Origin of the sequence: Spirosoma validum (assembly GCF_014699035.1) — a bacterium.
Taxonomy (GTDB): Bacteria; Bacteroidota; Bacteroidia; order Cytophagales; family Spirosomataceae; genus Spirosoma; species Spirosoma validum.
Window position 1 is genome coordinate 1 of the sequence record NZ_JACXAA010000039.1, and the last position, 11,358, is coordinate 11,358.

The 11,358-nt window shown below is 42.4% G+C and carries 14 protein-coding genes; 10 read left to right on the top strand and 4 right to left on the bottom strand.

Annotated elements, in window-relative coordinates; genetic code table 11:
- Positions 1 to 296 precede the first annotated feature (296 nt).
- The 4 genes from IC230_RS33825 (at position 297) to IC230_RS33840 (ending at position 4,048) form a co-directional block, all read left to right on the top strand.
- A complete protein-coding gene (locus IC230_RS33825) occupies positions 297 to 662 on the top strand; it encodes a BlaI/MecI/CopY family transcriptional regulator (RefSeq protein WP_191043509.1) in 366 nt (121 codons plus the stop codon).
- Positions 662 to 1,738, top strand: coding sequence for a M56 family metallopeptidase (locus tag IC230_RS33830; RefSeq protein ID WP_191043510.1), 1,077 nt, complete (start codon positions 662 to 664; stop codon positions 1,736 to 1,738). Before IC230_RS33825 ends, IC230_RS33830 begins: the two co-directional genes overlap by 1 nt.
- A 92-nt stretch (positions 1,739 to 1,830) precedes the next feature.
- On the top strand, positions 1,831 to 2,181 hold the full coding sequence (locus tag IC230_RS33835) for a DUF4369 domain-containing protein (protein ID WP_191043511.1): 351 nt from the start codon (positions 1,831 to 1,833) through the stop codon (positions 2,179 to 2,181).
- Positions 2,182 to 2,572: 391 nt separating this feature from the next.
- Entirely contained in the window at positions 2,573 to 4,048 is a 1,476-nt protein-coding gene (locus IC230_RS33840; protein WP_191043512.1) for a TlpA disulfide reductase family protein, read from the top strand.
- Positions 4,049 to 4,137: 89 nt separating this feature from the next.
- Here IC230_RS33840 and IC230_RS33845 read toward each other — a convergent pair whose 3' ends face one another.
- Together IC230_RS33845 and IC230_RS33850 are read right to left on the bottom strand one after the other, a co-directional pair.
- Positions 4,138 to 5,562, bottom strand: a complete 1,425-nt coding sequence (locus tag IC230_RS33845; protein WP_191043513.1) for a carboxylesterase family protein — start codon at positions 5,560 to 5,562, stop codon at positions 4,138 to 4,140.
- A 249-nt stretch (positions 5,563 to 5,811) separates the two neighbouring features.
- Entirely contained in the window at positions 5,812 to 6,165 is a 354-nt protein-coding gene (locus IC230_RS33850; protein ID WP_191043514.1) for a nuclear transport factor 2-like protein, read from the bottom strand.
- Between the two features lie 523 nt (positions 6,166 to 6,688).
- Here IC230_RS33850 and IC230_RS33855 point away from each other — a divergent pair.
- The 4 genes from IC230_RS33855 (at position 6,689) to IC230_RS33870 (ending at position 8,830) form a co-directional block, all read left to right on the top strand.
- The gene (locus IC230_RS33855; RefSeq protein ID WP_191043515.1) at positions 6,689 to 7,183 is read left to right on the top strand and encodes a hypothetical protein; all 495 of its coding nucleotides are present in this window, start codon (positions 6,689 to 6,691) and stop codon (positions 7,181 to 7,183) included.
- Positions 7,184 to 7,212: 29 nt separating this feature from the next.
- Complete coding sequence (locus IC230_RS33860) at positions 7,213 to 7,725, top strand: DUF4274 domain-containing protein (protein ID WP_191043516.1); 513 nt, start codon at positions 7,213 to 7,215, stop codon at positions 7,723 to 7,725.
- Positions 7,726 to 7,818: 93 nt separating this feature from the next.
- A complete protein-coding gene (locus IC230_RS33865; protein ID WP_191043517.1) occupies positions 7,819 to 8,241 on the top strand; it encodes a hypothetical protein in 423 nt (140 codons plus the stop codon).
- Between the two features lie 166 nt (positions 8,242 to 8,407).
- The gene (locus IC230_RS33870) at positions 8,408 to 8,830 is read left to right on the top strand and encodes a hypothetical protein (RefSeq protein ID WP_191043518.1); all 423 of its coding nucleotides are present in this window, start codon (positions 8,408 to 8,410) and stop codon (positions 8,828 to 8,830) included.
- Between the two features lie 143 nt (positions 8,831 to 8,973).
- Here IC230_RS33870 and IC230_RS33875 read toward each other — a convergent pair whose 3' ends face one another.
- Positions 8,974 to 9,330 (bottom strand): hypothetical protein, encoded by a 357-nt coding sequence (locus tag IC230_RS33875; RefSeq protein WP_191043519.1) that lies wholly within the window; start codon positions 9,328 to 9,330, stop codon positions 8,974 to 8,976.
- Between the two features lie 99 nt (positions 9,331 to 9,429).
- On the bottom strand, positions 9,430 to 9,687 hold the full coding sequence (locus IC230_RS33880; RefSeq protein ID WP_191043520.1) for a DUF7660 family protein: 258 nt from the start codon (positions 9,685 to 9,687) through the stop codon (positions 9,430 to 9,432).
- Between the two features lie 879 nt (positions 9,688 to 10,566).
- On the opposite strand from IC230_RS33880, the gene IC230_RS33885 reads away from it, so the two are divergent.
- Both IC230_RS33885 and IC230_RS33890 read left to right on the top strand, forming a co-directional pair.
- Positions 10,567 to 10,863 (top strand): type II toxin-antitoxin system HigB family toxin, encoded by a 297-nt coding sequence (locus tag IC230_RS33885; protein ID WP_191043521.1) that lies wholly within the window; start codon positions 10,567 to 10,569, stop codon positions 10,861 to 10,863.
- A gap of 12 nt (positions 10,864 to 10,875) precedes the next feature.
- Positions 10,876 to 11,262 carry a helix-turn-helix domain-containing protein gene (locus tag IC230_RS33890; protein ID WP_191043522.1) on the top strand — a complete coding sequence of 129 codons (387 nt, stop codon included), beginning with the start codon at positions 10,876 to 10,878 and terminating at the stop codon, positions 11,260 to 11,262.
- Positions 11,263 to 11,358 lie beyond the last annotated feature (96 nt).

Sequence of the window (11,358 nt, forward strand, 5' to 3'; positions counted from 1 at the left end):
TTCAGGCTGCTTTATCGGAATTAAGGCTTATGCAACAAAACAATCTGCTGGCAGACACACTGCCTGCGTAACTTCAGATCTTAACTAAGAGTAACTTAAAAACACCCGGTTATTGAAGTATTACTTCAGTCTCGGTCTTCTCAGGTTGGGGAGCCTTTTTTGAGATAAATCAACTATACATCACATCATCATACTTGTAGTCAGCCACTATTAGATCGAATTTCAACTACTGAAAAATATGGATTGTGATGTTTATCTACGAAATTACCGTACATTTACGAAATGTTCGTAGATTTATGCATAAATTAACGTCCCAAGAGGAAGAAGCGATGCGAGCCATTTGGGCCGAGCAGGGTGGCTTTATTAGTGAGCTCTTAGAGCGAATGCCCCAACCCCAGCCACCCCATACCACACTAGCCTCCACCCTTAAGAACTTAGAGAAAAAAGGGTATGTAACGGCTCAAAAGCTGGGTAATTCCTTCTATTACCGTCCCCTGATTGACCAGCAAGCCTACAAAAAAGAGAGGATGACCGAGTTCGTTGGCCACTACTTCAACCACTCATTTCGAGATATGGTCGCTTTTTTTACCACCCAGCAGCAGATCAGCCCACAGGACCTCCAGGAAATTATTCACTTGATTGAATCGGGAGAAGATCATTGATGGACTCATGGTTACTTTATCTGCTGCAAGCCAATGTGAGCCTACTCGTTTGGTGGGCGCTCTACCGACTGCTGTTACAGCGGCTCACATTCTACGGCTGGAACCGGCTTTATTTACTGGGGAGCCTTCTGTTTAGCCTACTCTACCCCTTGCTGGACTGGACCGCTTTGGCGGATCAGTATCCCACCTATTCGCGGCCCGTTAGTCAGCTGGCCGATCAGCTTCCGTTTGTTAAAAACCAAACCTTACCCCAACTCTTACAGAAGGGCCTGCTTTTAGCCTACGTCTATGGGGCCGGGGTTTTGATCATGAGCCTGCGGATGGTAAAGCAGCTGGAGCTACTGCGCCGGGTGTGGCAATCTTCTCAGCCACAGCAAGTGGGCGCGTATCGGGTTCGGTTATTGACCGAGCCAATGGCTCCCTTTAGCTTTGGTCGGTGCGTGTTCATTAATCCTGATGCACTGGCCGATCCAGACGCAGCCAGTATTCTGATCCATGAACGAGTCCATGCCCAACAGGGTCACAGCCTGGATCTACTGCTGGCTCAAGTCGCTACCCTTGTACTCTGGTTTAATCCCGTTAGCTATTGGGTGGGTGATACCATCCGACAAAATCTTGAATTTTTGACCGACCGGGCCGTGTTGGACCAGGGTGCTAATCGGAAAGCGTATCAATATGGTTTGTTACGGCAGAGCGGAGCCATTCGTCCCCCGACGTTGGGTAGCCACTTCTCGCCCGTTGACCTAAAAACCAGAATCCAGCAGATGAACCGGGCGGTTAGCTCCCCCCTTTGGCGTCCCTTGTACGGGATCATGATATTGCTGCTACTAGGGGGCTGTGGGGGATGGTCCGTGTTTCAAACCTACATGGCCAATCATTATGCCTTTAACGGGCAAATGCATGATCCGGCCTTTATTCAGCTCCAAATTCGGGCCGCTAGTCCTGCGCTACACCAGGAGTTAGATTCCCTACGAAGCTATTATCAATCGGCTAGCTGGCAGGCCACACAACAAGCGTTCGACGCTCAACTAAAAGACCCTGACTTTATCCGGTTACAACAACAAATTTCGCCTTAATGAGGACTACCAAGCACCAATTATTGATTCACTGATAACCCCCTACGTATGCGTTATGTGGCTTTTTGGCTAATTGCTAGCCTGCTGATTTCTTGCCAGGGCTTGGCCCAGACTCGCCAGAAACCCATCCGACGTACAGGCTTTCGGGCCAACTAGAGGGGGGCGCTCATCAGAAAGTGTATCTCTACGAACGGGCTATTTACAAAGCCAAGAATCGAGTCGATTCCACCCAGGCAGATGCTCAGGGCAATTTTAGGTTTGGAGGTCATGTGAGCGAACCAACGTATTATATGCCTCAGACTAGCCTCAATACCCAGGCGCTGTACTTTTATCTGGAAAATATACCGATGCACATTAACGGTCAGGCCGACTCGCTCTACCAGACTAGGGTAACAGGCTCACCCCAGGAAGCCATCCGACAGCAGCATGACCAGGTGTCTTAACATTACAACGCGGAATTGGCTCGTTTGGAGCAGCAAGAAAACCAAGCCCGGACCAAAGGCGACACCATCCACCTGAGTCAATTAAGTGGATAGACCCTCCAGCCCCTGTTTCAACAAAACGCAGCGATCTGGGCTTTGCTAGAACAGTATCCACTCGCAACAGCCTCGGCCAATACGGTGTTAAGCTATATTTGCTCACATCACTTGTAGAGTGTTCCGTCTTCAAGCAACTAAGTGCTCCTCGGGCAAACCATCCAAAGGAGCTAACCGCCAACGTTATGACCCTGAACAAAGTCTAAGCACGGAAAGGCAAACAGGTTAATTATTAGGCCAAGGCGCTTAGCGGGAATACTAAACGTGGCAACGAGTAATGAAAACGAAACATGATACTATGAAAACGACGCATTTCTTTCTAGTCACTCTACTATTTTTTACAAATTTTATAGGCTATGGCCAAAAACCTCAATCAATTAAACCCTTCGTGATAAAGGGTAAAATAAGCAATACAAAAGAAAGCAAGTTTATCTTATTTTTCAGAGACAAAAGCACCCAGTATAAGGACTATACAATTGAAGAAATTAATCTGGATAAGGAGGGCTCATTTCGATTAGAAACCCGAAAAGTAGATCGGCCAATGATGGCCACATTACGCCAAAATGACTTATCGACTAATTTATATATCGCTCCTGGTTATGAGCTAACGTTTAACGCTGATGGTAAAGACTATGCGTCATTTTTTAAGAGTAAATCGCTCTCTGGTAAGGGCTCCCAAAACAGTAACTATCTGTTTGCGTGGGACGTATTACAATTCAATAGGCGAAACGACACGCCGTGGTTTGACTTGAAAGAAAAACAACTTCTCTCGTTTGTCAAGCGGGATCAGGCCGTTAGAGATTCTTTATTTAATGCTTCATTTCGCCCTGGTAACACGAATGATAAATGGTTTTCTTACTTTAAGAATAGCACCCGCTTGGATAACCATTTCATGAAGCTATACTATCTAATTAGCTACGTAAATAATGATTCCAGCTTTACGTATCAAAAAAGTGTTTCGTTCGTCAAGGATAATTACGACAGAATGGTGTTAGAGAATTTATATAATGATGATTACTTAGTATCAGAAAATTATATAAGTTGGTTGATGGGGACTTATTCATCTTATTTAAGAACACTTGACTGTAGACGAGTGCCGAATTACTGTAACGAAGCGAAAAAGGAAGCCCAAATTATTCAGCAAATAGCGACTCATTATCAGGGAGCGATTCGCGAAATAAAGCTGTACACTAAATTAGATCAGTCGATTAGATATGCTGGCTCAATTGAGGAATTAAGTCGAGTAAAAAAAGAATTTGTGCCCTATGTATCTTCCCTTGTTTCGGTGAAAGATAGAGAGAAGATAGAACAGTTATTGTCAACGACTGCTTTATCGCTTCTAAAAACGGAGATTGGAAAACCAGCCCCTGTTTTTGTTATTGAAGATAGCGTAGGCAACCAGTACAGTTTGGGTAATTATAAAGGAAAAGTGGTGTACCTGGACTTATGGGCAAGTTGGTGTGGGCCTTGCCGAGTAGAAACTACTCACTTAAAGACTATCGCCAAGAAGTATAAACACGACGATCGAGTAGTCTTCATCAGTATTGCGGTACATGACAAAGTAGAGAATTGGAAAAGAGCGTTACGCAAGGATACCCCGGATTGGCTACAGCTTTTTGACCAGAACGGCAAAGTACAGAATCTGTATTCGGCCAGTGCTATCCCTAAATTTATCTTGGTAGACAAGCAGGGTAATATAGTGAGTTTCGATGCGGCTAAACCGAGCAGTGGAGCCAATTTGGAAGCGATGATTAATCGTGAGCTTAGCAAATAACGTCGAGAGTATATCCACGTAAATGCTCTAAAATGGGGCGTTTATATGACTGAACGTTCGTCTCATACTGGAGCGTTTTACGAGAAGACTTAACTTTTAGTGGCTTTAGAATGGTCCGTTTGTTTTTGAGAAAATAACCACTCCAGTAAGCCCGGAGTCTTGATGACTTCCTCCCATACACTGTGAGCCAGATGGGCATATTCCGTGTAGCGGGGAGCACCGCCCGCTTGTTTGAGCGCACTAACCATCTGCCGAGACCCGCTCACCGGTACATTCATGTCTTTGGCCCCGTGAAAAGCCCAGACCGAGATGCCTGCCATACCAGGGGCCTGGCTAGGATCGCCTTCTCCGCATACGGGTATAGCGGCAGCAAACAACTCTGGGTGGGTGCCAATCAGATGCCAGGAGCCATACCCTCCCCGCGATACGCCCGACACGTAACGCCGTTGGGTGTCAATCGAAAATGCCTTATCCAGAGAAACAAGGGCCTCAATGGCTAGGGGAGCTACCGAAGGCGTATTGGCGACACCACCCCAGCCAGAATAGGGTGGACAGCGAGGCACAAACACAAAACAAGGATACTTACGCCTGTTTTCATCCGTCGCTAGCCATTTGGCTATGGGGCAGGCATCGATCTGACGAATATTGTCTAGCCGGCAGGAGAAAGGCAGACCAACCACCAATGGATACCGTTTCTTGGCATCGTAATGCAGGGGCTTTAAGAGTCGGTACAGCAACGTATCCCCTTGGCGGCTGACATAGCTTCCTTCCTCAAAAGGCTGTGCCAGGGCCTTTTCGCGGGCAGATATATGGGTATGGTTGTGGTTGTCCCCAATGAGCTGAAAAGCGAGTACCGTTGTCGAGATGGCAAGAATCACCACCATTCCTTTGGCAAGTAGCAATCCGGCCGGTAGGTCAACTGGCTCCTTACCGTCAGGAGTGTTCGTTAACTCATCAACAAAATTAAACAGGAGTAGAACTGGAATGATCCGGTCAGCTAAGGAGAGCCATTGCTGGATTACATCGAGCTGGGCGGTTGGGGGATAAGGGGGGATGTCGATAAACCACACCAGGGCTGCCAACTGAGCCCCATAAAGTAAGGCCATCGCAATACCTGCCCCCTTTAGCCAGGGTCTGCCCCCGGACTGAGAAGCAGCCAGTGTCGTGCCATAAACCAGATCGGCTAATACGCCCACCAATACAGCCACTCTGACATATTGACCCAGCAGTGGGTAAAGAGTGGCTAGGATTAGATAGAGTAGGGTTACAAATGAGATTAGGGTGGCTACCAATCCTGCCCAGAATGTCGCCCTAAAGTTTTTGCGGTAGTAATAGGTTAGTAGCAAACTAGCCGTTATGAGCGCAATGAAGTCGAAAACTAGAAACCAGCTTCGAAAGGAGGTTAGCATGTATAGATCAATGCCCCGTTGAAAATGAAGCCAACTTTGAAATAAGCCAGCCGCCAAGGATAGCCCTAAGCTGGCGCAAATAGTCTGGTGAACTTGTTTAATCATAAAGCCAAGTGTTGACCTATAAAGGCTTTATGCTAAAAGCTTTACTAGGCGTGCATCGACAATAGGGCATAGCTCGGGCTGCCCTAGGGGCTTCGTCTCAGATAGGAGTGTAATTTGAGAATATAAACCTGTGTGCGAAATCTGTTTTTGAACGTAATTAAGTGTCAGCCCAAGTCATGACCTACACACTCACGACAAATGGATGTCGTTGCTAGAAAACATGATTTTGTTGAACAGAACCAGATCTTCCTAGTCGTTTATTTCAATCGTATAGGACGTTATTTCGGCCAGTTTCCCATTCTCGAAACGATACCAATCACATGAGGCCACCTTCGAAAGCTGATGTTCGCCGTCTGCGTAAGTCGATAAACTGTCGATCACTATGTTGTTCTCCGTAGAAAGCACTAAAAATTTATCGAACGTAGTGGTGACCGTTTGTAGATAAGCGGCCGATTGTTCACATGCAGTAATGATGCTTTGGGTTCCAGTTAGCAGCTGGCTGCCGATTAGATTCCACCGAATGGTATCCGATAAATAAGGATAGGTACTGGCAAAGTCATGTCGGGAAAAAGCTTGTGCAATCTGTTGATTGGTCATGTTCATCGGATGTTGTTGTTTATATAGAGCCAAAAATAGTCAGATTGACTGGCTTTCTGGACCTGTAAAAACGACAACGTAAGGGGCAGAATGCGACATTTTCTATTATTGTATTAGACTTTGGTAGGGTGCTTATTGAAGCAGGATAGGTTCGTCTCCCTTGGGAGGGTTATCTGAGAATTCGAAATTTTACTAGCTTACCAACTATTTCCTGAAAAGATTAACCCATTTGTCATAGTATAGCCACATAGGGGCAATTCTCTGCACATACTTTCGACAAATTGGGTGCTTTAAAAATGGTACTTTTTTTAGTCAAGTTGTATATGAGTTCTTATGTTAAGGGAATATTCTAAGATCAACCACCACATAACAGTCCTGAATACGAGTAGAATTGTCCTTTAAAAAGGGAAGGAGAAAACCCTGTATTATGTTAATGGAATATCCCTAGATTGATTCTCTTTACTGCGAGTAAAGGACCGCTAAAAACGGCTTCTGAGTTATCACAATGGAGACTATATAACAGGTTTGAATGATTAAAACCTATACCCTTAGTCTGTTTGCTGACTACTTTCAGATATTTATCTACGATGCTGGTTTAGATTGGTCAACAGTCCGTATTGAAGCAGATTGGTCGACTGACCAGGCTCGTAGAGATATGTTCTCTTCAAAAGAGAATGGTAGGTTGATCGTAATAGAAACGTTTAGAAACTTCACTGTCCCTATCGAAGTAGCTGTTCTAGAAACAGATCCGCTCATTCATCCCCTAGACGAGTGGGACCAAATTGTTGAGTGCTCAATCAGAACCCAATCTTCAGGTATCTTAATCGCTGAATTAGGTAATGAAGGACAGAATGGATTGCTAGTTGAAGGAGCTACACCTAATTGGCGGCTTCGAGTCTACTATGGTGGCCAGCATACAATCGATCAAATGGGTATTGAGGGGAACGATCACTACCTGATTGAATTATGGCCAGCCGCATCTGTAGAGGATGACAAAATAATCAAGCAAAGGCATTTAGGTTAACATATAGCAAATTATAAAACCAAAAAACAATGTTGAAGCTCACTCAAGAGCAAATTCAATTTATTAAAGACAAGATTTTTGATGTATTCTACAGCTTATCTAAAAAACAGCAGTGGGAGATTGAAAAGAGTGCTGATGAAAATACAGAAATACTAAAACTTCGTATAGAAAATGTAGAGAAGTTGAAAACGGCTGAAGAGTTGCATTATTTAATAAAAAATTGGAATTGGGATGATGGAGATGAAATACCCTTACTGATACTTACTTATCCAGAATGTGACCGAGGGACAGCTCTAATGATTTATTGGCTTAATACACCTGATTATTATGCACGGTATGAGAAATCTCAAGACGTACCAAGTTTTGATATTGATGGTTATCTGCTGTATAAAGAAGCAGAGAATCTGTTGCTAGAAGGGTTTTTTAAGCAGGAACGAATAAAGTTTAACCCAAGGTCGATTGCCTCGTGGGAGGGTTTCGACAATGAAAAAATACCTAGCAAGCTCAAAGAGCCGTCAGAAGGGGAAGATTTCTTATTCTAGGACTGACTAAAATGTTATGGAGATGTTACAGCAAAGGGAAAACCATCCGATCAATGCCTAGCTTTACATAATGCCACTTATACAACAAGCAAAATGAGGGTATTTGTAGTCACTTTGATGATCACTTTAGGGTTTTACAACAACCTATTTGCTCAACCTGAAATAACCAATATTGACAGCCGATCAATTGTCTATGATGCTTCATTAATTCAACTAATCGCAACGCCTGAGAAATATCATGGCAAACTTGTACAAGTTGTTGGTTACCTAAACTTGGAATTTGAAGGTGATGCTATTTATCTTCATAAAGAAGACTTCACTCATAGTTTAATTAAAAATGCATTCTGGGTAGACTTCTCCGAAAAGATCAAAAAAGAGAAAAAAATGAGTGACTACAGTAAGAAGTATGTAATAATTATTGGCCTATTCGACATGAATTCAAAAGGGCATATGAGTTTGTTTAGTGGCGAACTCAAGAATATTATTCGACTTGATCACTGGACGTCGGGCAGATAATTGTACTTTATTGTGAATGTTTACTTTTGTTGAATACCAATCACTTCTAAGTTTAATTCATTTACACAAGTCTAGTTATACAACACTCCTTGAAAAAATGTAATTTAACCTACGTATAATAAGACTGGTCAAATTGTATAAAATTAATAAGGCCTATTAAAGAAATATGGATCAATTCAAGCTTGATTTGTTTAAACAGGAATTCGACGAACCTTTACTATATCAAGTAATTTCAGTGCAAGATGAAATTAAGTTAGAAAATATTTTATTTAGTTTCGAAGTCAATGTAACTAATAAATCTGATCTGTTTAACAGACTTTTGAAAAATCTTCCTTATAAAGTACTATACAAGAATCTGGAATCAACTAATAATGTACAAAATCTACTAGAAAAATTTAATATAACTGACGAAAAAGTAAATTTAATTTGGTCTTATCCTGATGAGATAGACTCATTATCAATCAGTTATTTAATTGATGATTGGAAATATATTTGGTATGCTACCTCAGACGAAGCAGTCATCTTATTTTTCGCAAAGACAAACCTGTTGATTTTAATTACTGATTATGGTGTTTATTACCATAATTAAGTCTTTCTATAATATTTAATTCTAAATAAAATTCAATTCGGTATGGTATTTGAAAATTGTATTCTTTCTAGCCCTGTTGTATAACTATCTTTATGTTAATGAACGCAACTTAGAGATTGGCATATTTAGATTAGAAAGCCAACTTACTTTCGTCTAATTTCAGTGACTTCAAGACGTGAGTGATAATTAAAGTCGCCATAGTTACAAGGTCCCCGCAGATTACCACTGACATAAACTGTATCAATCTCATTGACTTTCCCCCGAATGAAGTCAGGATTAAAATAAGTAGCTGTGTAGAGTTGCCACCCTTGTTGGAGATGCTCAGGATCTAGAATACTAATGAGGGATTTGTTGTGAATAGCCAAAGCGCGATCTATCACCTTGGAGGGTTCACCTTGACAATCACAACCCGATTTTACTGCTAGTTCTTCTTTGTTTTGGCAGGAACTTACGGCCGCAAGTAAAGAGGTTATTAACGCTAAAAGTAACAGGGTTTTCATAGTTAATTAAGTTTATATCCCACAAAATTCAAGAAGCTCGGTTGTAGTTGGAAGGTCTAAAAGATCTGTTATATAAGTGGCATTATGTTAGTCTGGAAACTATTCGTATCGAGTTGCAGCCGTTAGAATTTCGGCAAATACTCGCCAATTAACATCTTCTGGAATCGGCTTACCCATATTGATATAGTAGCCATCCATATCTTCAGTCCAACTTTTGATTCCGTCCAAGTACTCATCCAAAGTGTTATTCTCCCAAGAAGATCGATCCGATTGAAGATCTTCAAGTAAACTACCTAAGAACTTAGTGAAGTCTTCTTTTGAAGATATACTATCGACTTGGGCTTTAAAATCTCTCATTCAAAACGGTTGTATAATTTGCTTTATGTTAATTATAGACATTAACCCCCAATATTACCATAACATAATATATAGTCCTGCGATTCACTCCTCTCTATTGAAGAGTGTTCATTATTGTCTATTTTCCTAAACTTCAATAAAGCGTCTTTTTCGGTATCTAGCCATTCTCCTCCGTAAGGAGACAGTATCTCAACGCCATCCAGACCGCACCAATGGATATAGCAAAAATACTCGCCGTCCATGCCCGATATAGGCCAGATGAAACTTGGCGGTACTATTGGTTTAGTAAACCTACCTCGCGTAAAATAGACTTTTCCCTCATGCTTCACGACTGTAATTGCGTTACGTTTATCTGGAGAGGTATAATATTCGAATGTAGTCTCTGGTTGGCAGCTTGCAAGGCAAATCATCAAGCCTACTAACACGATTTTCATGGACTAATCTGTTATATAATCAAGATTATGAAAACCTGTGAGAAAAGTTAAACAAAACTCCAGTTTTGTTTAACAGCTAATTTAGGTACTTTCTACTGATTATTAACTCTTGTGAAGGCCGATCGATCCACGTCGCGGTAGCATCCCTCCTGCGGTGAATTTGACGGTCGGACATCAGGTCTTTTTTTGGGTTTAACCGATATTCTCCCGTTTCCATCGCCTTCCTGCGCAGTGTTTTTAAACGCCCGTTTCTTTCTACAAACACATGAAATTTTCTTCGTTTTGTACAAAAGCATTTTTGATTCTCTCTTTTCATTAACAGAATCATGCCAACGTAGATGGTTTTAGAGCGTTGATTTAGCGCATGCTTTTACAGAATTTGTAAGTTTATAGTTGATAATGTAATTTCTAATCCATACCTTTAGTTTGTATTAGGGAGATATTAATGGTCATTATCAGCAAAACCATTCTTAACGAGTTCGGCCTTCAGCACACTAGCGCGGTTGTGGCTCTAAATGAATGGTATGCCATCGTTAAAGCCGCTGACTGGAAATCGCTGACCGATGTCAAGCAAACCTTCAACTCCGTCGATTATGTGGGCAACGACCACTACGTTTTTAACATAAAAGGCAACCATTACCGATTGGTAGCGATGATCTTCTTTGACAAACGAACCCTGTTCATTCGTTTTGTTGGCACTCATGCCCAGTATGACAAACTACCGGACTGCTCAACTATTTAATCACTTTCACCCATGCAACAGCCAACCACCTACGCCGACTATCAGCAACTGATGGCTCAGATTGAAATCCTCCTTCAAAAAGCGACAGTAGGGGGAGGCTTCGTTGCGTTGAACCCTGACGAGGCCACGGAGTTGGCCCAACTCTCGGAGTTAGCCGAAGCTTATGAAGACAGCATTCCCCTGATGCCCATTAAAGTGCCGCAGTCGATTCCGGAAATGATTGAGTTCAAGATGTACGAAAGGAAGATGAAACAGCGGGAGATGGCCCAACTATTGGAAGTGCCCGCAACCCGTTTATCGGAGATCCTGAGGGGCAAGCGCCGGGTTAACCTAGCCATGGCCAAGACCTTGCGCACCAAATTAAAGATCGATGCTGACTTTATTTTAGAACATGCCTAATATCACAACCATCTCATTTGGGAGCATTTGATGAGAATAGTTAATTGAAATAAGTCGGATAGTAGGAATTGACAGAATTCAACCTAGAAAAACGGA

What these genes read in the sequence shown, in the direction of transcription:
- IC230_RS33825 (WP_191043509.1), top strand. Translation starts at nt 297, where the DNA reads ATGCATAAATTAACGTCCCAAGAGGAAGAAGCGATGCGAGCCATTTGG.
- IC230_RS33830 (WP_191043510.1), top strand. Translation starts at nt 662, where the DNA reads ATGGACTCATGGTTACTTTATCTGCTGCAAGCCAATGTGAGCCTACTC.
- IC230_RS33840 (WP_191043512.1), top strand. Translation starts at nt 2,573, where the DNA reads ATGAAAACGACGCATTTCTTTCTAGTCACTCTACTATTTTTTACAAAT.
- IC230_RS33845 (WP_191043513.1), bottom strand. Translation starts at nt 5,562, where the DNA reads ATGATTAAACAAGTTCACCAGACTATTTGCGCCAGCTTAGGGCTATCC.
- IC230_RS33850 (WP_191043514.1), bottom strand. Translation starts at nt 6,165, where the DNA reads ATGAACATGACCAATCAACAGATTGCACAAGCTTTTTCCCGACATGAC.
- IC230_RS33855 (WP_191043515.1), top strand. Translation starts at nt 6,689, where the DNA reads ATGATTAAAACCTATACCCTTAGTCTGTTTGCTGACTACTTTCAGATA.
- IC230_RS33860 (WP_191043516.1), top strand. Translation starts at nt 7,213, where the DNA reads ATGTTGAAGCTCACTCAAGAGCAAATTCAATTTATTAAAGACAAGATT.
- IC230_RS33865 (WP_191043517.1), top strand. Translation starts at nt 7,819, where the DNA reads ATGAGGGTATTTGTAGTCACTTTGATGATCACTTTAGGGTTTTACAAC.
- IC230_RS33870 (WP_191043518.1), top strand. Translation starts at nt 8,408, where the DNA reads ATGGATCAATTCAAGCTTGATTTGTTTAAACAGGAATTCGACGAACCT.
- IC230_RS33875 (WP_191043519.1), bottom strand. Translation starts at nt 9,330, where the DNA reads ATGAAAACCCTGTTACTTTTAGCGTTAATAACCTCTTTACTTGCGGCC.
- IC230_RS33880 (WP_191043520.1), bottom strand. Translation starts at nt 9,687, where the DNA reads ATGAGAGATTTTAAAGCCCAAGTCGATAGTATATCTTCAAAAGAAGAC.
- IC230_RS33885 (WP_191043521.1), top strand. Translation starts at nt 10,567, where the DNA reads ATGGTCATTATCAGCAAAACCATTCTTAACGAGTTCGGCCTTCAGCAC.
- IC230_RS33890 (WP_191043522.1), top strand. Translation starts at nt 10,876, where the DNA reads ATGCAACAGCCAACCACCTACGCCGACTATCAGCAACTGATGGCTCAG.